Genomic DNA, 19,825 nt, shown 5'->3' on the forward strand with positions numbered 1-19,825 from the left:
CGCCGGCATCCCCAGCCCTATTCCGGCCGGACCCGATAGAGCTGCAAGGCGGCGTTTTCCGTGTCCGCGACCGGCTCCAGATAGGCCGGCACCCTGCCTTTGAGGAGATCGGCATAGAGGCCGCCGGGCTCCGCTTCGGCGATGTCGCGGGTCTGCGTGTCCTCTCCGCAGAAGGCGAGCAGCGTCACATGCGCGCCGCGCAGGAAGGCCTCCGCCTGGTGCGGATTGGAAAGGCCGATATGCAGTTCCGTCAGCATGCCGCCCTGGTTGCGGTGATAGGGCGCGGAAAGAACGCGGTGGCCGGTATAGCGCAGGATCGGCGAACCGAGATTGGAGGCGCCGGCCACCACGCCGACGGGCTCGGCGGCGAGCGGGGCGATCGACGCTTCGGCGGTGCAGGAGGGGCGCTCGGCGGCGGTGCTGGAGAGCCCGGCGCGCAGCGTGTCCTGCGAGCGGCCCGGCAGCAGCGCGCCGGCCAGCGCCCAGCTTGCGGGCACGGAGGCGAGCGTCATGGCGATGAAGGCGAGCCCGAGCTTGAGGTTCTTCGGCGCGGCGTTGGAGGCCTTCCTGAGATCGGCGATGGCAAGGCCGAGCGGCAGGGCCGAGAGCATGTTGGAGAAGATCGCGCCGCGGATCTGGATCAGCGAGACGGCGAAGGCGACCGCCAGCAGGCCGAGGACGACGAGGTGCCCCTCGGCGGCTTCCCTCCGCCGGATGCGCCAGAGGCAGACCAGCATGGCGAGAAGGCCGGGCGCATAGAAGCTGCCGACCGATCCCGGATCGAGCCTGAACTGCGCGACGGCCGATTGCGCCTCGATGACGCCGGAGAGCCAGAAGGTCTTCAACAGCGGATCGAGCGTGTCGAGCGGGTTGGCAAGGCAGCCGGGCGCGATGATCAGCACCGAGGCCGCAAGGATCGCGCCGGCGCCGGCAAGGGCCGCAAGCCGCCCGCCGAACGACCGGCCGCTGGCGAGCGAGGCCACCAGGAACAGTACGCCGCCACCGAACGTCGCCAGCGCATAGAAGCCGTAGGAAAGGCTGTCGCAGGTCACTTGCGTGTAGCGCGCGGGTGCGACGGTCGCGAAAAAGGCGACGGTGATGGTCAGCGCCAGCGACAGGCCGAAGGCGGCCGCCGCCTCGCGGAAGGCTTCTCCGTGCCACACCCAGCGCAGCGCGACGATAAGGCAGACGGCGCCGATCAGCGGCGTCGTCTCCGCGCCGATGGCGATGGCAAGGCCGGCAAGCAGGCCGGCCACCGCATGGTCGCGCGCCCGCCTGCCGGGATCGAGCAGCATGGCCGCTATGCAGGCGACAAGCGCGAGCTGGACATTGTGATGATCGATGGCGCCCGGCTGGAAGCGGTTGAGCGCGACGACGAACACGGTGGTCAGCACCAGCGTCGCATGCATGGCGGCCTTGCCGCCGAGCCGGTAGCCCGCAAGCCCCATGCCGTACAGCACCGGCACGACGAGGAATGTCGGCCAGACGGCGAGCGCGATGGCCTCGGCCTGCCGCGCATCGGTGAACAGCGAGAAGAAGCTGATGAGATTGGCGATCGGCAGGTCGATGAAGCGCGACCAGTGCATCAGCGTGCCGCCCGCAAGGCCGAGGCGGTATTGCGTCGTGTCGAACCAGCTCTGGCCGGCCAGCAGGTCGCGCACCACGACGAGCCGCATCGTGTCGTCATTGTCGGCGCCGACATAGTCCGTGGCGAAGGGCAGCGAAACGACAAGCACGAGGGCGATCGCCACGAGCGCATAGAGGGCGAGCACCTGCAGCGTCATGCCCTGACGCGGCGCGGATGTGCCCGCTGGTGCGAGCGGGAGAGCCGCAGGCATGGTTTTCGACACGGGAAGCCCTTTCCGACGCCATGGGAAGCCTGCCGAAACCTAGCCTTAACCTTCTCAAGAAATAGTAAAACCTGAGGTCGCATGAGCCGGCCTGCCTCGGGAGATCGCGCCGCCATGACGCATGCCTTGCTGGAAGACCTCGATATCGCCGTGCTGCTGCCCTGCTACAACGAGGCGCAGACGATAGGCGAGGTCGTGACCGGGTTCCGCGCCGCGCTGCCGACGGCCCGCATCTATGTCTACGACAACAATTCCACCGATTCGACGGCGCTGCGCGCCGCGCTGGCCGGCGCGACGGTGGTGCGCGAGCGCCGCCAGGGCAAGGGCAATGTGGTGCGCCGCATGTTCTCCGATATCGATGCGGATATCTATGTCATGGCCGACGGCGACGGCACCTATGCCGCCCCGGATGCGCCGGAGCTGATCCGCACGCTGATCACCGAAGGTGCCGACATGGTCGTCGGCACGCGCCGCGGCGTGCGTGCCGATGCCGGCCGCCAGGGCCACGCCTTCGGCAACCGCATCTTCAACACGCTCTACCGCTCGCTCTTCGGCAACGATTTCTCGGATATCTTCTCGGGCTACCGCGCCTTCTCGCGCCGGTTCGCCAAGAGCTTCCCGGCCGTTTCCGGCGGCTTCGAGATCGAGACGGAAATGTCGGTGCATGCCTCGCGCCTGCGCCTGCCGGTCGCCGAGCTGGAGCTCGACTACGGCCGCCGCCCCGAGGGCTCGCATTCCAAGCTCTCCACCTTCCGCGACGGCGCGAGGATCCTCTGGATGTTCGCCATGCTGATGAAGGAGACACGCCCTTTCACCTTCTTCGGCGCGATCAGCGGCGGCTTCATGGGCCTCAGCCTCGTCTTCATGGCGCCGGTCCTGATGGCCTATTTCCGCACCGGCCTCGTCGACCGCATGCCGACCTGGGTCTTCTCGCTGGTGCTGATGATGATCTCCTTCCTCGTCTTTTCCGCCGGCCTTATCCTCGATTCACTCGCCCGCGCCCGTGCCGAGCAGCTGCGCATCCACTACATGAACCTGCCCGCCGGCCGGCATGTCCGGTCCGCCCGAAATGCTGGAGACAAAGCGGTACGCCATCTCGCTGCCTGAGCCCAATCGTTGAGAACAGCCACATGAACCGGGAAACTACCAACCGCATCCGCTTCGTGATCGAGGACGTGCTGCCGCCGATCCTGCGCGATTCCGCGCTGTTCAGGCAGGCCGCCAGCCTCGTCTGGGGCAAGCACATCACCAAGCTGGCAAGGTTCCGCGAGCGCGCGCCGTTCCTTACCGCCGCGGAGTACGAGGATCTGTATCGCGAGCATCCGCGCGTCCACGCCGGCACGGACAATTCGCAGGCCTGCATCGATCGGATCGTCGCTTCCATCGTCGGCAAGAGCGTCTGCGACGTCGGCTGTGGCACCGGCGCGCTGCTGAGTCACATCAAAGTGGGCAATCCATGCCTGGAGCGGCTGACGGGCGTCGATTTCGTGATAGAGGATGCTGCCGGTATCGATGGCGTCGAATATGTCGCGGCGATGATCGAATCACTGCCCTTTGCGGACGGCGAGTTCGATACGGTCGTCTGCACCCATGTCATCGAGCATGTTCTGGAATACCGCCAGGCGATCGCCGAACTGCGCCGCATCGCGCGCCGCCGGTTGATCATCGTCGTGCCGCGCGAGCGCGAATACCGCTATAGCTTCAATCCGCATTTCAACTTCTTCCCTTACACGCATTCCTTCCTGAGGGCGGTGCATCCGGTCCCAGAGCATCATTTGTGCATCGATATCGGCCGCGACATCCTTTACGTGGAAGACCGGCCGGAGCCGATCGCGTGACGACGGGCGGCCATAGCCCTGCCATTTGGGCCGGCCTCGTCGGCACGCCGCTCATGATCGCGGCAGGACAGGTCCTTTTCAAGCTGACGAGCGGTACGACAGGCGATTTCGGCGTCAAGGGCCTCGCCGCGCTGATGGTCAACCCGCTGTTGCTGGTCGCGCTCGCCATTTACGGTGCCGGCACGATTATCTGGATATTCGTGCTGAAGGCAGTGCCGCTGACGACCGGCTATTCCTTCATGGCGCTGACCTTCTGCTTCGTGCCTGTCCTGGCCAGTATCTTCCTCGGCGAGGCGCTGACGCTGCGCTACGCTCTCGGCGCCGCCCTCATCATCGGCGGCATGGTCGTCATCAACGGTTGATCGCGCCTTCGAAGTGAGCCCGCGTCTCGGCATCGGCCGGGAAGAAGCTCTCCATCAGCACGCCCTGCACCAGCGCATCCTGCGCCGAGCCGAAGGAGGTGAGCGTGGTGATCCAGTTGAAGCGCTTTACGCCGATCTTCATCTCGATTGGCAGGACCGGCAGCCGCTCGCTCTCCGGAAAGGCTTCCAGCGCCGCGCGGATTTCTTCCGTCGTCGCCAGCCGCTCGATGCGTTTTGAAAGCGGGCTGCGCGGCCCCTGCAGCCAGGCCTCGGCGCGGATGCGATGCACCAGGTCGGCCGCCGACTGCGCCCAGTTGACGATGATGGAGCGCAGCGGCGTTGCGCCGAGGTAGGCGTCGAGGAAATTGTCGCCCGGCGAAACCGTAATTCCCGCCATGCCGGCAAGGCCGAGAAAGGCCTGGTTGGCGGTCAGCACATTGTATTCATGGTCGAAGACGACGCCCGGATAGGGATCGTGGCGGGCGAGGATGAGGCCGATCGCCTCCGCCACCGCCGGTGGAAAGGCCGAAAGGTCGGCCGCCGGCGCAGTGATAAAGCGCGGCCGGAAGCCGGCGGCGGAGAAGAGCAGGCCCTGGTCGCGCGCCGGAATGTCGAGCACGGCGGAAAGCCGCAGGATCATGCCCTCCGAGGGGCGCGAGCGGCCGGTCTCCAGGAAGGAGAGATGGCGGGCCGAAATGCCCGCCTCGCTCGCCAGCTCCAATTGGCTGAGGCGCCGATGGCTGCGCCATTCCCTGAGATGTTCGCCGAATTCCATGTCCGCCTCCATGCCTTTCTGCAATAGACAGGAGCGGCGACGGAATTTCCATTACCTCCAAGGTAATTGGTTTGCTTCCCTCGCCGCGACAGGATGGCCCCATCGACAACGAAAGGAGCCCATCATGTTCGCAGCCCTCAACCGCAATCTTCTGAAATCCGTCATGCTCGCCGACGGCGTCTTCTCTCTCGCCGCGGGCATCGCCCTCTTCCTCTTTGCCGGCCCGATCGGCGGCCTCGTCGGCCCGCATGCGACGCCCGCCGTCCTCATCGGCCTTGCCGCCTTCTTCGTCCTCTGGGGTGCCTTCCACCTCGCCGTCGGTCGGCAGGACCGGCCGTCGCCCGCCGCCGTGCGCGTTGCCGTCACGGGAGATGCTCTCTGGGTGATCGGCAGCGTCGCCGTTCTCCTCCTTGCCCGCGGCGGCCTGACGCTGACCGGCATGGGGCTCGTCGCGGTTGCCGCCGTGGCGGTCGCCGACATCCTGCTCCTCAAGCAGATCGGCTTTGCCCGTCAGCGACGGATGGCGGTGGTTTGAAGACCCCTCCTAAGCCCCTCCCCACAAGGGGAGGGGCTTACCGTGCAGTACACTCGGCATTTAATTTCGTGCGATGAGCAAGCCTTTGTCGTTCTCCCCCTTGTGGGGGGATGCCGGCACGCAGAGGGGACGCGCGAAGCACCCGCCAAGCTGTGCCGCGAACGCCCGTTCCCTACCCCGCGGGAGAGATTTCCCTTCCGGAAAAAATGCACTACCGTCGCGCCGAATGAAAAACGGGGAACCCTTCATGCGCGTCATCTTTTCCGAGGACCACAAGCTCAGGAACGCTCGCAGCGAGCTTTACGGCGGCGAACTGGTGCCGCCCTTCGAGGCGCCGTTCCGGGCGGAATGGATTCTGGCCGCGGTCAAGGATGCCGGTTTCACCGACATCGCCGCGCCCGATCAGTACGGTCTGGAAACCGCGCTGAAGGTGCATGACGCCGGCTATCTTTCCTTTCTGGAAACCGCCTGGGACCAGTGGAAGTCCGCCGGCTACAAGGGCGAAGCCATCGCCACGTCCTTCCCCGTACGCCGTACCTCGCCGCGCATTCCGACCCAGATCGACGGCCTGCTCGGCTATTACTGCAACGCCGCCGAGACGGCGATCTCGCCCGGCACCTGGGAAGCGGCGCTCTCCTCCATGCGCACGGCGCTGACCGCGGCCGATATCGTTGCGGACGGCGAAAAGGCCGCCTTCGCGCTCTGCCGCCCGCCGGGCCACCATGCCGGCATCGACAGCTTCGGCGGCTACTGCTTCATCAACAATGCCGCGGTCGCTGCCCAGCGTCTCCTCGACAAGGGCGCGAGGAAGGTCGCGATCCTCGATGTCGACTTCCACCACGGCAACGGCACGCAGGATATCTTCTACGAGCGCGGCGACGTCTATTTCGCCTCGCTGCACGGCGATCCCGCCGAGGCCTTCCCGCATTTCCTCGGCTATGCGGAGGAGACCGGCAAGGGCGCGGGCGCGGGCACGACGCAGAACTATCCCATGGCGCCGGGAACGCCCTATTCCGTCTGGGAGGCGGCGCTTCTCGATGCCCTGAAGCGCATCGCCGCCTTCGGCGCGGAGGCCATCGTCCTCTCGCTCGGCGTCGATACATTCGAAAAGGACCCGATCTCCTTCTTCAAGCTCACCTCGCCGGACTATGTGACGATGGGCCGGGCGGTCGCGGCGAGCGGCGTGCCGGTGCTCGTCGTCATGGAGGGCGGCTACGGCGTGCCGGAGATCGGCCTCAACGTCGCCAATACGCTGAAGGGCGTGGCGGGCTGAGCCCATCAATTTTGCTGAAGCAAGCCGTCATAAATATCAATTTGCCGGATGGCAGGCCCTCCGTTAGAGCAATGTCAGCAAACATGCCCCATGCGCAAGCCCGGGCACAACGGGCCGGGAGGGCCTTTCATGGCGGATCAGCAGGCAATGCCGCGTCCCGGCAATACGGGGCTTCTTTCGGGCGTGCTGCTCTGTCTTGCCTCCATGTCGAGCATCCAGTTCGGCTCGGCGTTTTCCGCGACGGCGATTTCCGCCTACGGGCCGTCCACCACCACCTTCTTCCGCCTCGTCATGGCGGCGCTCGTGCTGGCGCTCGTCGTTCGCCCGCCGGTGCGCTCCTACAGCCGCGAGCAATGGCTGAGCGCGCTGTCGCTCGGCGCCACCATGGCGGCGATGACGCTCTGCTTCTTCGCCGCCATCGACCGCATTCCGCTCGGCCTTGCCGTGGCGATCGAGTTCCTCGGCCCGCTCGCTGTGGCCACCTGGTCGCTCGGCGGCGGCTGGCGGCTGGTCTGGCCGCTCGCGGCCTTTGCCGGCGTCGTGCTTCTGTCCCATGATGGCGCGGGCTGGGTCGGCGATCCCGTCGGCGTGCTCTTCGCCTGCGGCGCGGGCGTCGGCTGGGGCACCTACATCATCCTCATGAAGAAGACGGGCAGGATGTTCCGGGGGCTGGAAGGCCTTTCGATGTCGCTGCTGGTCGCCGCCGTTGTCGCCGCCCCGTTCGGCCTGCCGCGGGCCGCCGAGGCGTTCAACCCCGAAGGCCTCGGCATGATGCTCGGCCTTGCCGTCCTCGTGCCCCTGCTTCCCTATGCGCTGGAGATGATCGCGCTGCGCCGCATGCCGACCTCGGCCTTCGGCATCCTGATGAGCCTCGAGCCGGCGCTCGGGGCGCTTGCCGGCTTCCTCGTCCTCGGCCAGCCGATGACGCCTTTCCAGATGCTCGGAACGGCGCTCGTCGTCGCGGCAAGCGCTGGGGTGACGTCGGGCGGAGACGACGAAAGCTAGAGCAGTCCTGGCCCGTTGCACTGCGGTTTGCATCCGGAAAGCCGCAAAACGAAAATGCTTCGGGGGAAAGGCCGGGCGGAAGGGTCTCTTTCATGTTCCTGCCGCAATCGCTAGGTTGAAGCAGAATCATCGAAACCTCCGGGGACCCTCAATGTACAAGAAATGCGCGATTGTCGCGGTTGCCGCGGCCTTTCTTTCTGCCTGCACGACGACCGATCCCTATACGGGCGAACAGAAGGTCTCCAACACGGCCGGCGGCGCGGCCATCGGCGCGGGCATGGGCGCGGTCGCCGGCCTCCTCATCGGCAACAATCCCGTCCAGCGCCGCAACGCGGCCCTGATCGGCGCCGGCGTCGGCGCGCTTGCCGGCGGCGCCATCGGCAACTACATGGACAATCAGGAAGCCGAGCTGCGCGCGCAGCTCCAGGGCACCGGCGTCTCGGTGACGCGCAACGGCGACCGCATCATCCTCAACATGCCCTCGAACATCACCTTTGCGACCGATCAGGACCGGGTGATCCCGCCCTTCTACGAGACGCTCGATTCCGTCGCCATCGTGCTGCGCAAGTTCGACAAGACGCTGATCGACGTCGACGGCCATACCGACTCGGTCGGCAATGCCGGCTACAACCAGGATCTTTCCGAGCGCCGCGCCAACTCGGTCGCCAATTACCTCGCCTCGCGCGGCATCGACCCGCGGCGCATGTCGGCGATGGGCTACGGCCTGGAGCGCCCGATCGCCTCCAATGCCTCGGAAGCTGGCCGTGCGCAGAACCGCCGCGTCGAGATCTCCATCTCGCCGCTGCGTCAGGGATAGAGCATTTCCAGCAAAAGTGCGCAGCGGTTTTGCGTCCGGAAATGCGCCGAAACGCTCCGAGCGCCCGCCACATTGCTGCAAATCTTCGAAGGGCCGTTCTACGGCCCTTCTCTGTCAGGGCCCCATTCCAGCCGCTTGTAGTCGAAGCCGTATTTGAGCGTCGGCTTGACGATCTCGAAATAGGGCGAGAGGTCGAAGTCGCGCGGCGTGTATAGCGAATGGTGCCGGATGTGCAGGATTTCCTGCCGCGAATAGGGTGAGGTCGCCGCCGCGTGGCCGGGCGCGCGCGTCACGTCCGGCAGGATCGGGTAGCGGATCGCCTCGAAGGCTTCCGCGATCAGCGTCGAGCAGATCGCCCGCGTCGGATCGCCCGAGCCGAAGGCGATCATGCGGCGCCGCCAGCGCACCGGAATGGGCGGCGTCGGCAGGAAATAGCGCAGCATGTCCGTGATGTTCTTCATGTCGTATTTCAGGCCGAGCCGCGAGATCATGAAGGCGATCAGCGTATCCCGGTCCTCCGGCGTCAGGCCGATGGGGCGGCAGATGCGCGTATTGTAGGTGCGGTACTTGGTGAGCGGCACGGCGACGCACCCCTCGCCGAGATTGACCTCGACGAGCTGCGGCCGCTCGGTGGCCGGCAGGGCCGCCTGGTCCAGCGTCAGCGGCACCGCGTCGCCCACGAAGAGCGCGGCATGGGACCAGGTCGACTGCGTGAGATACTTGATCGCCGCCGAGACCTTCTGGTTGCCCTCCACCAGCAGGATATCGCCGGGGCGCAGCGTACGCGCCAGCGTCTCGGGATCGGAGGGCGTATAGGGCTCGTAGCCGGATGTCTGGCTTTGCAGCCGGTCGGCGACCAGGCGGCCGAGACGGTCGAGCAGCGTGTCGCGGCTTGTGGAAAGCGGCTTCAATGCACCGGTCACGTCTCGTCCCTTACAGTCTCTGCGAAGGCCAATCTAGCCTCATGCATCGCACGCTGTCGAGGTTGACCGGGGCACTCTTTCTCCTATATTTAGAATAGTTCTAAACTGGATGATCGCAGATGTTCTCCCGCCTTCTCAGTTCCGGCAAGCGCAGCCTCGAATCGCTCAGCGAGCAGGAAATCCTCGCCCTCGCCATCTCCTCCGAGGAGGATGACGGCCGCATCTATCTTGCCTATGCGGATGAGCTGCGGGATGCCTATCCCAATTCCGCGCGCATCTTCGAGGAGATGGCGGAGGAAGAGAGCCACCACCGCCAGATGCTGATCGACCGGCATATCGCGCGCTTCGGCGACCGCATTCCGCTGGTCCGCCGCGAATATGTCCGCGATTTCCCGGAGCGAAAGCCCGACTGGCTGATCCGCAACATGCCGCTCGACAGGATTCGCGAGCAGGCCGAGGCCATGGAGGAGGCGGCGCACCGCTTCTACCTGACGGCCGCCGCGCGCACGCAGGACGCCCCGACGCGAAAGCTGCTCGGCGATCTGGCGCTGGCGGAGAAGTCGCACGAATCGCTCGCCCATCGGCTGGGCGAGGAGCACACGCCGCAGGACGTGCGGGCGGAGGAGGACCAGACGGCGCGGCGGCAATTCGTGCTGACCTATGTGCAGCCCGGCCTTGCCGGCCTGATGGACGGCTCCGTCTCGACGCTCGCGCCGATCTTCGCCGCCGCCTTCGCCACGCAGGATACCTGGCAGACCTTCCTCGTCGGCCTTTCGGCCTCCGTCGGCGCGGGCATCTCCATGGGCTTCACGGAAGCCGCCCATGACGACGGCAAGCTCTCCGGCCGTGGCTCGCCGGTGAGGCGCGGCCTCGCCTCGGGCATCATGACGGCGCTCGGCGGCCTCGGCCACGCGCTGCCCTACCTCATCCCGAATTTCATGCTGGCGACGACCATCGCCGTCTTCGTCGTCTTCATCGAGCTCTGGGCCATCGCCTTCATCCAGAACCGCTTCATGGAAACGCCATTCTTCCGCGCCGTGCTGCAGGTCGTGCTCGGCGGCAGCCTCGTGCTGGCGGCGGGGGTGCTGATCGGCAACGCGTGAGGGTTGGGGCGTGGCGATGGCCCCTCATCCCGCTGCCGCGACCTTCTCCCCGCAGGCGGGGAGAAGGAGGTTGTGGCGACGCCTTGCCTCAATGAAGGGAAGCGGTGCGGCAACGTCCCTTCGCCCCGCCTGCGGGGAGAAGGTCGCGGCAGGCGGATGAGGGGCTATCGCCCCACCAACCTTATGCCCGCAGCGTGCCGCCGGTGGTCTTCACCACATTGCCGACGATCTTGGCCGTCACGGCCTCGAAGTCCTCGTCGGTCAGCGTCTTGTCGGTCGGCTGGAAGACGACCTCGATGGCGATGGACTTCTTGCCCTCGCCGACCGATGCGCCCTCGAACACGTCGAAGACGTTGACGGCCGCAATCAGCTTGCGGTCGGCGCCGGTGGCCGCGCGCACGATGGCGCCGGCTTCCACCGTCTTGTCGACCACGAAGGCGAAGTCGCGCTTCACCGCCTGGAAGGGCGAGAGGTCGAGCGCCGGCTTGGTGCGGGTCGCCTTCTTCTTCGGCTCCGGCATGGCATCGACGAAGATCTCGAAGCCGCAGAGCGCGCCGGACACGTCGAGCGCGCCGAGCGCCTTCGGATGGAACTCGCCGAAGTAACCTAGAACGATTTTGGGACCCATCTTGATCGTGCCGGAACGGCCCGGATGGTACCAGGAGGGCGCACCCGGCTCGATCTGCACATTGCCCATCGGCAGGCCGCAGGCCTCGATCACGGCGAGCGCATCGGCCTTGGCGTCATAGACGTCGACCGGCTTGCCGCCGCCCTTGGCCGCGTTCGACCAGAGACGGCCGGAGCCCGAAAGCGAGGCGGTACCACGGCGAACGCCGCCGGCCACGCGGCGCTGTCCCTCGGGGCGGTCGTTCTCATAGGTGCCGGAGACTTCGAAGATCGCGACGTCGCCATAGCCCTTGTCGGCATTGCGCTGGGCGGCCGCCAGGAGGCCCGGCAGCAGCGAGGGGCGCATGTCGGACATGTCGGCCGCGATCGGGTTCGACAGTGCCAGCGAGGCCGCGCCGCCGCCGAACAGTTCGGCATGCGCCTTCGGGATGAAGGACCAGGTGACGGCCTCCATCATGCCGCGCGCGGCAAGCGCGCGCTTGGCAAGGCGCGTGCGGATCTGCAGCGTGGTCAGGATGCGGCCGTTGACGGTGCCGTGGCTTTCCAGCGGCGAGGGCTTGATATTGTCGACGCCGTGAATGCGCATGACCTCTTCCACGAGGTCCGCCTTGCCGTCCACATCGGGACGCCAGGAGGGAACCGCGACGGAAACGCGCTCGCCCGAACCCGTGACGGTGAAGCCGAGGCGGGTCAGGATATTCGTGCTTTCAGCCTCGGAGACGTCGACGCCCGTCAGGCGGCGGACTTCCGAGAACGGGAAGTCGACCACCTTCGCGGAAAAGCCCTTGTAGCCGACGACGTCGGTCTTCGCCGGCGTGCCGCCGCAAAGCTCCAGCACCAGTTCCGTGGCGCGCTCGAGGCCCGCAACCATGTATTCCGGGTCCACGCCGCGCTCGAAGCGATAGCGCGCATCGGTGATGATGCCGTGCGAGCGGCCGGTCTTGGCCACGTTCATCGGATCCCAGAGCGCCGATTCGATCAGCACGTCGACGGTGTTCTCGTCGCAGCCCGAATGTTCGCCGCCCATGATGCCGCCGATGGATTCGACGCCGTTATCGTCGGAGATGACGACATTGGCAGGGTTCAGCGTGTATTCGCGCGTATCGAGCGCCAGCACCTTCTCGCCTTCGGCCGCGCGGCGCACGACGAGGTCGCCCTTCACCTTGGCCGCGTCGAAGACATGCAGCGGACGGCCCTGGTCGAAGGTCATGTAATTGGTGATATCGACGAGCGCGTTGATCGGGCGAAGGCCGATGGCCAGAAGCCGCTGCTGCATCCAGCGCGGGCTCGGGCCGTTCTTCACGCCGCGCACGAGGCGGAGCGCAAAGCCCGGGCACAGATGATCGTCGCCGCCAAGCTCCAGCTTCACCTTGACCGGCGTTTCGCCTTCCACCTTGAAGGAGGGAGCCTTCGGGGCCTTCAGCGTGCCGAGGCCGGAGGCGGCGAGGTCGCGGGCGATGCCGTAGATGCTCGTGCAGTCCGGGCGGTTGGGCGTCAGGTTGATCTCGATGACCGGGTCGTCGATGCCGGCATAGGCGGCGTAGCTCGTGCCCACAGGCGCATCGGCCGGCAGGTCGATGATGCCGTCATGGTTGTCGGAAATCTCGAGTTCCTTCTCCGAGCACATCATGCCGCGGCTCTCGACGCCGCGGATCGTGCCGATGGCGAGCGTCACGTCGATGCCGGGCACGTAGGTGCCGGGTGCGGCAAACGCGCCGACAAGGCCGGCGCGCGCATTCGGCGCGCCGCAGACGACCTGGATCGGGTCGCCCTTGCCGGTATCGACCATCAGCACGCGCAGCTTGTCGGCGTTTGGATGCTGCTCGGCGGAAACCACCTTGGCGATGACGAAGGGCTTGAAGGCGGCCTTGTCGTCGACCTCCTCCACTTCAAGGCCGATCGCCGTCAGCTTCGCGCAGATTTCCTCCAGCGAGGCGTCGGTGTCGAGGTGATCCTTCAGCCAGGAGAGCGTGAATTTCATTGTCTTTCTCCTTGGATGCCGGTTACGCGCTGAGGCCGCCGAACAGGGTCGGCATGTCGAGCGGGCGGAAGCCGTAGTGGCTCAGCCAGCGGACGTCGGCGTTGAAGAAGTCGCGCAGGTCCGGCATGCCGTATTTCAGCATGGCGATGCGGTCGAGGCCCATGCCCCAGGCAAAGCCCTGGTATTCGTCCGGGTCGAGGCCGCCGGCGCGCAGCACGTTCGGGTGGACCATGCCGCAGCCGAGGATTTCCATCCAGTCCGTGCCCTCGCCGAACTTGACGATCGGGCCCGACGAGCGGTCGCACTGGATGTCGACCTCGAAGGACGGCTCGGTGAAGGGGAAGAAGGACGGGCGGAAGCGCATGGTGACGCTGTCGACCTCGAAGAAGGCCTTGCAGAACTCTTCCAGCACCCAGCGCATGTTGGCGACATTCGCGGTCTTGTCGACCACGAGGCCTTCCACCTGGTGGAACATCGGCGAATGGGTCGCGTCGCTGTCCTGCCGGTAGGTCTTGCCGGGAATGATGATGCGGATCGGCGGCTGCTGCGCCTCCATGGTGCGCACCTGCACGGGCGAGGTGTGCGTGCGCAGCACCTTGCGCTCGCCGTTCTCGTCGGCGGGGAAGAAGAACGTGTCGTGCATCTCGCGGGCCGGGTGGCCCTCGGGGAAGTTCAGTGCCGTGAAGTTGTAGTAGTCCGTCTCGACGTCCGGGCCTTCGGCAATCGAGAAGCCCATGTCGCCGAAGATCGCGGTGATCTCGTCGACGATCTGGCTGATCGGATGGATGCGGCCGCGCTCGGCGGGCGAGGAGCGGACCGGCAGGCTGACATCGACCGTCTCGGCCGCAAGGCGGGCCTCGATGGCGGCGTCGCGCAGCGCGCTCTTGCGCTCGCCGATCGCGTCGGTCACGCGTGTCTTCATGGCGTTGATCGCCGCGCCGCGCGTCTGGCGCTCTTCCGGCGACATGGTGCCGAGCGTCTTCAGGAGTTCCGAGACGGAGCCCTTCTTGCCGAGCGCGCCCACGCGCACGGCTTCGATCGCCGCCTCGTCGGAGGCCGCGGCAACGTCGGAAAGGAGCTGCTGTTCCAGTGTGTCGAGTTCAGTCATCTTTACCTGCTTTGCTTGCGTCGGCCGGGCGGGGAGAGAGAAGAACCCCCTGGAGATAGCGGGTTGCGGCGAGGAAGCGTCGCAGATCACTACTCATGTGCACGCGCCCGATCAATCGGGGGAGCCATAAAAACTTGCAGAGGAACCGGAGCATCGTCTTGAGTTCCGTCTCGGCGGCGGAAGGTGCTGTGGCGCGCCAGGCCGCATAGGCCTTTTCAGCGGTTTCCGTGCCGAAGGCCGCGCGGTCGACGAGCTGGAGGAAGAGCAGCCAGAGATCGCGCGCCTGGGCCGTCGCCAGCGGCATGGCGGCTTCCGGCTCCTCCTCGAAATCCATGAAGCCGATGCGGTTCCCGGCAAGGAAGAAGTCGCGCGGATGCGGCCTTCCGTGGCAGAGGCCCTTGCCGTGGAGAGCACCGAGCTCTGCGGCGCAGGCGACGAGCAGGTCGTCATGGGCGGCGGGCTCGGCTTTGCGCAGCGCCGAGAGGCGGGCGGTCACGGTCGGCGCGACGTCGGAAAGCACGAGCGCGCTGCCGGAGGAATAGAGCACCCGTGGCACGGGCACGTCCTTTCCGGCGAAGGTCTCGATGCGGCGAACCTCGCGGTCGATCATGCCCTTGCTGTCGAGATAGGGCGAGGGGCGCAGGAAGGGCTGGCGAAGGAGCGCGGCGAGCGCCCCCTGCGCCTTCGTCCAGGTCGGCGGGCGTTCCGTGCCGTAGCGCTTGATCCAGACGGCGCCGAAGGACATCTCCACACGCTCGACACGGCGCGCGCCGCGGGCAAGGGTCACGAGAAGCGTCTCGATATCCTTGGCGGTCGCATCCGGGATCGTGTCGAGCTGGGTCGGCTTGCCGTCCATGGTTCCTTCCGAAATCAAACAAAAACCCGCACCGGTTCCCCGGCGCGGGTTTCACAACGAAGCGAAGATTTGTTGTGAGCGCCGGTTAGTTGACGGCGGTCTCAAACTCGTTCTTCGTGCCGGCGTCCTTGAGGTATTCCAGAGCCTTCTTGGCGGCTGCGACGAGCGCGCCGAAAGCTGCGGTCTCATGGATCGCCATGTCCGAAAGCACCTTGCGGTCAACTTCGATGCCAGCCTTGTTCAGGCCGTCGATGAAGCGGCCGTAGGTCAGGCCGTGCTCGCGGACGGCAGCGTTGATGCGCTGGATCCAGAGAGCGCGGAAGTTGCGCTTGTTGACCTTGCGGTCGCGGTAGGCGAACTGCTTGGAACGATCAACCGCAGCCTTGGCGGCGCGGATGGTGTTCTTGCGGCGGCCGTAGAAACCCTTGGCTGCCTTCAGCGTCTTCTTGTGCTTGGCGTGGGAAGTAACGCCGCGTTTTACACGTGCCATGTCATGATCTCCTTAACGTATCAAATGCGCGATGAGTCTTAGAGACCGTTCGGCAGGTAGTTCTTGATGACCTTCTTGCCATCGGGCTCGGCCAGCACCATGGTGCCGCGGGCGTCGCGAATGAACTTGTTGGTACGCTTGATCATGCCGTGGCGCTTGCCGGCAGCGGCAGCGACGACCTTGCCGGTCGCGGTGATCTTGAACCGCTTCTTGGCAGACGACTTCGTCTTCATCTTGGGCATTTTGCTACTCCATTCTTCTTGAATTCGAGAGGCACTGACGAAGGCGCCCCTCCAGCGTAAAGAACGGCCACGGCATGCCCTGCCGGACCGTTCGGACGGCGGCTTGTAACCGATGTCCCCGAAAAGCGCAACCGGATTCCTCGGAAAGCGTGGATTCCGGCCGAAATGGAAAAGCCGCCCCGGAGGGCGGCTTGATCCGTTCAGCGCGTGGCGCCGGCGACGGGGCTCACTTGGGAGCGAGCACCATCATCATCTGGCGGCCTTCCAGCTTCGGCTCGGCTTCGACCTTGGCGATGGTCAGGGTGTCTTCCTTGACCTGCAGGAGAAGCTTCATGCCGAGTTCCTGGTGAGCCATCTCGCGGCCACGGAACTTCAGCGTCACCTTGACCTTGTCGCCTTCCTCGAAGAAGCGGTTCATGGCCTTCATCTTCACGTCATAGTCATGCGTGTCGATGTTCGGGCGCATCTTGATTTCCTTGATCTCGACGATCTTCTGCTTCTTGCGCGCTTCGGCCGCCTTCTTCTGGTTGGCGTATTTCAGCTTGCCAAGGTCAAGGATCTTGCAGACAGGCGGTTCGGAGTTCGGTGCGATCTCCACGAGATCGAGGCCGGCTTCTTCGGCCATGCGGAGTGCCTGATCTGTCGGAACGGTGCCGTGGTTGTTGCCTTCGGCATCGATGAGCTGGACGCGGGGAATCCGGATTTCCCTGTTGGAACGCGGGCCGTCTTTGACGGGTGCTTCCGCTTTGAAAGGTCTGCGAATGGTCGTGGTCTCCTCGACTGTTTCGACGGGTATGAATCTGTGCGACGATCGGGCCGTTTCGCCCGAAATGCGGCGTTTGTCGGCAATGTGTTGATCGCGCTTGGGAAGTCAATAGCATGCCGCGCGGAAAAAATCACCACCTGTCCTTGCGAGGACGAATCTGGTCTAGCTCTCGGCAAAAGACCTAGTGGCGAGCAGTTTTCCGCGATCGGGCAGCATGAAAAGGAGATAGGTATGACGATGGCGAACGGCAATGGCGCGGCGGCGGATTTCATCACGGTCGGCGAGGGGGATGACGCGCGGCGCATCGTCGTCGCGCTCCAGTCGCCGGCATCCGGCAACACGCTCGCCCATTTCGTCTGGCTCGGCGGCTACCGCTCCGACATGTCCGGCACCAAGGCGGTGGAGCTCGCCGCGCTCGCCGCCCGCCTCGGCACCGGCTGCGTGCGCTTCGACTATTCCGGCCACGGCGCCTCGGGCGGGGCCTTCACCGACGGCACGATCTCGCGCTGGCTGGAAGAGTCGCTCGCCGTCATCGACCATGCGGTAAAGACGCTCGGCTCACGCCGCCTCGTGCTCGTCGGCTCCTCCATGGGGGGCTGGATCGCGCTGCGCGCCGTCGCCGAGCTTGCTGCGCGCAGGGATATCGAGGTCGCAGGTCTCGTCCTCATCGCTCCGGCGCCGGACTTCACCTCGGAACTCATCGAGCCGAACCTGACGGAGGCCGAGCGCACGGCCCTTGCCGAGCGTGGTCAGTTCGAGGAGCCGACGCCCTACGGCCCCGACCCGAACATCTATACGCTGAAGCTCATCGAGGACGGGCGGCGCAACCGCGTGCTCGACGGCGTCATCGAGACGGGCTGCCCCGTCCACATCCTGCAGGGCATGGCCGACCCGGACGTGCCTCATGCCCATGCCGTGCGCCTGATGGAGCATCTTTCCGGCGACGACGTGGTGCTGACGATGATCCGCGACGGCGACCACCGCCTGTCGCGCCCGCAGGATATCGCCAAGATCCTCGATGCCGCGGAAGTCCTCGCCCGCGGCGACTGAGGGCGAGCATCGGCGATGCGCATTTTAACCATAATACAGCATCGCCAATTCTGATGATTGACGAGATGGCCCTCTCACCGTTAACTCTTTGTTAACGATTAGGGGACGTTTCATGGCACGAATGATTGGTGCGAAGGCTGGGGCTGCAGCGGTTCTCGCTCTCCTCGTTTCTTCTTCCTCGGCTTTCACGGCACCGGCATCGGCGCTCTCCATGAAGACGGGCGGCGTGACCTCGCAGCCCATCGGTCACTACGAATTCTGCCAGACCCACAAGTCCGAATGCGGCCCCGGCGCGCGCACCGCGCCCGCCAAGGTGACGGAATTCGGCTGGTCGGTGATCCGCGAGATCAATGTTCGCGTCAACCGCGACATCACCCCGATGACGGACAAGGAACTCTACGGCAAGGACGAGGTCTGGGCCTATCCGGACAATGCCGGCGACTGCGAGGATTTCGTGCTCCTCAAGCGCAGGATGCTGATGCAGAAGGGCTTTGCCGCCGGCGATCTCCTCATCACCGTCGTGCGCAAGCCGGACGGCGAAGGCCATGCCGTGCTGACGCTGCGCACCGCCCAGGGCGACTACATCCTCGACAACCTCAACAACGAGGTGAAGCTCTGGACGAAGACGCCCTACCGCTATCTCAAGCGCCAGGCCTCCTTCCATGCCGGCCGCTGGGTCTCGATCGAAAACGGCGACGCCGTCATGGTGTCCTCGGTCGGCCAGTAAGCAGGCTGCATCACGGATATGAAAAGGCCGCGGAGCGATCCGCGGCCTTCTTCGTTTTGATCTCTGTTCCGAACTTGGCCACAGCATTGCTCGCCAAATGGGTGTCAGCCCGTTGTTAGGCACTGCTCTTGGCACGGGCCGCTTCGCGACTGCCGATGAACTTCCGTTCCTTGAGAACCTCGTTCACACGCGCCGGATTGACGTCGAAACTGGCGGCAATCCGATTCTGAAACTCGCCAGTCCAGTGACGAAGCCAAATCTGGACGGCATCATCGAACATGAGCGCGTAGCTAGGTACGTTGTCATTGGTCATTGTGACCTCCTGACTTAGAAGGCTGCGCCCTCTTGAAACGGAGACTGGGAAGTGCGATTCTGAAAAAGTAAAAGGTTCAGATATCGGCATTCCCCAGTTACTCCGCCCAGCGGATTCGGGATTGTCCGCTGACACCACGGGTCACAATTCAGGTCGGGTACCAGCCTTCCTGTGTTGTGGCCCTTTTTGTTATCGCCAGCCGCGCCGGTGCTCGGGATGCGGCTGGCTACCGCTCTTCTCGTCATGACGATTCTCCTTACTTTGAAAGCTGCCACAGCTTAAAGGTGTTCGCAAGTGTTCGCTCAAATTATTCGCAAACGAATATTTTTGAGAATACTTTTATGGAGTTGACGCTTCTGATGGGGGCGGTGTATCCAAGAATACCAAAGGAGATTGATATGGCAAAGGTTCGAAGCCCGTCATACCCGGCACTGGGCCTCAAAGAGGCAATCGAGAAGGTAGGGAACATATTCTCTCAAAATTACCAATCGCCGGTACCTCGTGAGGTGGCTGCAACTTTAATGGGATATGGTGGGCTAAATGGAAAGAGCCTAACAGTACTAGCTGCTCTGTCCAAATATGGCTTGCTTGAGGGCCGTGGTGACGAAACTCGGGTTTCTGATCTTGCCGTCCGCATTATTGCGCACGAGGAAGGAATGGCAGAACGTGCTGAGGCAATACGTGAAGCTGCCTCACGACCCGAGCTCTTCCGAGAAATAGATGCGCGATACAATGACGGTAAGGCGAGCGATGCCGCAATTCGGGCGTATCTGATCACGCAAAAATTCATCCCATCCGCAGCTGACGCGGTTGTGCGAACCTATCGTGAAACCAAGAATCTTCTTAAAGTAGAGATGGAGGTGGAGGCGCCGCAATCATCGACGTTTGGTATATTCGTGCCCAATGGTGAGCGGCATGATAGGGATGCGGCTGAGGTGCTAATCCCTGCGTCTGCTCCGGTACATGGTAACGCGAGCCTTGTTGATGACGATGAGCCCTACGAAGTCTCTATTTCTGGCAGCTCCCGCAGTGGTAAGTTAATCACTGGGCGGTTTTCGTTCCGCGATCAAGAGAGTGTCGATGAGTTGATCGGCGTGCTGAGTGCTATGAAGATCCAGCTACCAAATCGCAAAAATACATCCGAATAGCTCAAGGCTTAGTTTGTGATGCGCCGATTCTATCGG

The 19,825-nt window shown here is 64.7% G+C and carries 21 protein-coding genes; 11 read left to right on the forward strand and 10 right to left on the reverse strand.

Translation table 11 applies throughout. The features are described from left to right. Positions 1-17: 17 nt before the first annotated feature. On the reverse strand, positions 18-1,838 hold the full coding sequence (locus ACZ48C_RS16475; protein ID WP_464781764.1) for a hypothetical protein: 1,821 nt from the start codon (positions 1,836-1,838) through the stop codon (positions 18-20). 126 nt (positions 1,839-1,964) lie between these two features. Here ACZ48C_RS16475 and ACZ48C_RS16480 point away from each other — a divergent pair, with 126 nt between their 5' ends. From ACZ48C_RS16480 to ACZ48C_RS16490, 3 genes are read left to right on the forward strand one after another with little or no spacing between them, the layout of a single operon-like run. Next, entirely contained in the window at positions 1,965-2,957 is a 993-nt protein-coding gene (locus ACZ48C_RS16480; protein ID WP_119257259.1) for a glycosyltransferase, read from the forward strand. Between the two features lie 23 nt (positions 2,958-2,980). Continuing rightward, the gene (locus ACZ48C_RS16485) at positions 2,981-3,688 is read left to right on the forward strand and encodes a class I SAM-dependent methyltransferase (RefSeq protein ID WP_464781765.1); all 708 of its coding nucleotides are present in this window, start codon (positions 2,981-2,983) and stop codon (positions 3,686-3,688) included. Further along, entirely contained in the window at positions 3,685-4,050 is a 366-nt protein-coding gene (locus tag ACZ48C_RS16490; RefSeq protein ID WP_464781766.1) for a DMT family transporter, read from the forward strand. The genes ACZ48C_RS16485 and ACZ48C_RS16490 overlap by 4 nt, the downstream gene beginning before the upstream one ends. On the opposite strand, the gene ACZ48C_RS16495 is transcribed toward ACZ48C_RS16490, so the two are convergent. Further along, a complete protein-coding gene (locus ACZ48C_RS16495) occupies positions 4,040-4,825 on the reverse strand; it encodes a helix-turn-helix domain-containing protein (RefSeq protein WP_464781767.1) in 786 nt (261 codons plus the stop codon). The two genes, ACZ48C_RS16490 and ACZ48C_RS16495, sit on opposite strands and share 11 nt — an antisense overlap. 124 nt (positions 4,826-4,949) lie before the next feature. Between ACZ48C_RS16495 and ACZ48C_RS16500 the strand changes: the two genes are divergently transcribed. The 4 genes from ACZ48C_RS16500 (at position 4,950) to ACZ48C_RS16515 (ending at position 8,455) form a co-directional block, all read left to right on the forward strand. After that, on the forward strand, positions 4,950-5,360 hold the full coding sequence (locus ACZ48C_RS16500; RefSeq protein WP_464781768.1) for a hypothetical protein: 411 nt from the start codon (positions 4,950-4,952) through the stop codon (positions 5,358-5,360). A gap of 247 nt (positions 5,361-5,607) precedes the next feature. Beyond that, the gene (locus ACZ48C_RS16505; protein ID WP_464781769.1) at positions 5,608-6,633 is read left to right on the forward strand and encodes a histone deacetylase family protein; all 1,026 of its coding nucleotides are present in this window, start codon (positions 5,608-5,610) and stop codon (positions 6,631-6,633) included. Positions 6,634-6,762: 129 nt separating this feature from the next. Further along, entirely contained in the window at positions 6,763-7,638 is an 876-nt protein-coding gene (locus ACZ48C_RS16510) for an EamA family transporter (RefSeq protein ID WP_464781770.1), read from the forward strand. Positions 7,639-7,789: 151 nt separating this feature from the next. Beyond that, positions 7,790-8,455, forward strand: a complete 666-nt coding sequence (locus ACZ48C_RS16515) for a YiaD family glycine zipper/OmpA-like lipoprotein (protein WP_119257264.1) — start codon at positions 7,790-7,792, stop codon at positions 8,453-8,455. A 98-nt stretch (positions 8,456-8,553) separates the two neighbouring features. On the opposite strand, the gene ACZ48C_RS16520 is transcribed toward ACZ48C_RS16515, so the two are convergent. Beyond that, positions 8,554-9,378 carry a C40 family peptidase gene (locus tag ACZ48C_RS16520; protein ID WP_318910506.1) on the reverse strand — a complete coding sequence of 275 codons (825 nt, stop codon included), beginning with the start codon at positions 9,376-9,378 and terminating at the stop codon, positions 8,554-8,556. A 119-nt stretch (positions 9,379-9,497) separates the two neighbouring features. Here ACZ48C_RS16520 and mbfA point away from each other — a divergent pair, with 119 nt between their 5' ends. Beyond that, complete coding sequence (gene mbfA, locus ACZ48C_RS16525; RefSeq protein WP_424547739.1) at positions 9,498-10,481, forward strand: iron exporter MbfA; 984 nt, start codon at positions 9,498-9,500, stop codon at positions 10,479-10,481. A gap of 181 nt (positions 10,482-10,662) precedes the next feature. Here mbfA and pheT read toward each other — a convergent pair whose 3' ends face one another. From pheT to infC, 6 genes are all read right to left on the reverse strand, one after another. Continuing rightward, on the reverse strand, positions 10,663-13,089 hold the full coding sequence (gene pheT, locus ACZ48C_RS16530) for a phenylalanine--tRNA ligase subunit beta (protein WP_464781771.1): 2,427 nt from the start codon (positions 13,087-13,089) through the stop codon (positions 10,663-10,665). A gap of 22 nt (positions 13,090-13,111) precedes the next feature. Then, positions 13,112-14,197, reverse strand: a complete 1,086-nt coding sequence (pheS, locus tag ACZ48C_RS16535) for a phenylalanine--tRNA ligase subunit alpha (RefSeq protein ID WP_464781772.1) — start codon at positions 14,195-14,197, stop codon at positions 13,112-13,114. Further along, positions 14,190-15,053 (reverse strand): serine/threonine protein phosphatase, encoded by an 864-nt coding sequence (locus ACZ48C_RS16540; protein ID WP_464781773.1) that lies wholly within the window; start codon positions 15,051-15,053, stop codon positions 14,190-14,192. Before ACZ48C_RS16540 ends, pheS begins: the two co-directional genes overlap by 8 nt. Before the next feature lie 85 nt (positions 15,054-15,138). Next, positions 15,139-15,543, reverse strand: coding sequence for a 50S ribosomal protein L20 (gene rplT / locus ACZ48C_RS16545; RefSeq protein WP_119257270.1), 405 nt, complete (start codon positions 15,541-15,543; stop codon positions 15,139-15,141). A 38-nt stretch (positions 15,544-15,581) separates the two neighbouring features. Next, positions 15,582-15,785, reverse strand: coding sequence for a 50S ribosomal protein L35 (rpmI, locus tag ACZ48C_RS16550; protein WP_024270153.1), 204 nt, complete (start codon positions 15,783-15,785; stop codon positions 15,582-15,584). A gap of 226 nt (positions 15,786-16,011) precedes the next feature. After that, positions 16,012-16,548 (reverse strand): translation initiation factor IF-3, encoded by a 537-nt coding sequence (infC, locus tag ACZ48C_RS16555; protein WP_119257271.1) that lies wholly within the window; start codon positions 16,546-16,548, stop codon positions 16,012-16,014. A 234-nt stretch (positions 16,549-16,782) separates the two neighbouring features. Between infC and ACZ48C_RS16560 the strand changes: the two genes are divergently transcribed. Both ACZ48C_RS16560 and ACZ48C_RS16565 read left to right on the forward strand, forming a co-directional pair. Further along, on the forward strand, positions 16,783-17,601 hold the full coding sequence (locus tag ACZ48C_RS16560; protein WP_464781774.1) for an alpha/beta hydrolase: 819 nt from the start codon (positions 16,783-16,785) through the stop codon (positions 17,599-17,601). A gap of 112 nt (positions 17,602-17,713) precedes the next feature. Next, positions 17,714-18,328 carry a transglutaminase-like cysteine peptidase gene (locus ACZ48C_RS16565; protein WP_119257272.1) on the forward strand — a complete coding sequence of 205 codons (615 nt, stop codon included), beginning with the start codon at positions 17,714-17,716 and terminating at the stop codon, positions 18,326-18,328. 115 nt (positions 18,329-18,443) lie between these two features. On the opposite strand, the gene ACZ48C_RS16570 is transcribed toward ACZ48C_RS16565, so the two are convergent. After that, positions 18,444-18,641 (reverse strand): hypothetical protein, encoded by a 198-nt coding sequence (locus ACZ48C_RS16570; protein ID WP_464781775.1) that lies wholly within the window; start codon positions 18,639-18,641, stop codon positions 18,444-18,446. Positions 18,642-18,817: 176 nt separating this feature from the next. Here ACZ48C_RS16570 and ACZ48C_RS16575 point away from each other — a divergent pair, with 176 nt between their 5' ends. Continuing rightward, positions 18,818-19,789, forward strand: coding sequence for a hypothetical protein (locus ACZ48C_RS16575; protein ID WP_464781776.1), 972 nt, complete (start codon positions 18,818-18,820; stop codon positions 19,787-19,789). Positions 19,790-19,825 lie beyond the last annotated feature (36 nt).

The organism is Shinella sp. 1A1 (assembly GCF_055379515.1).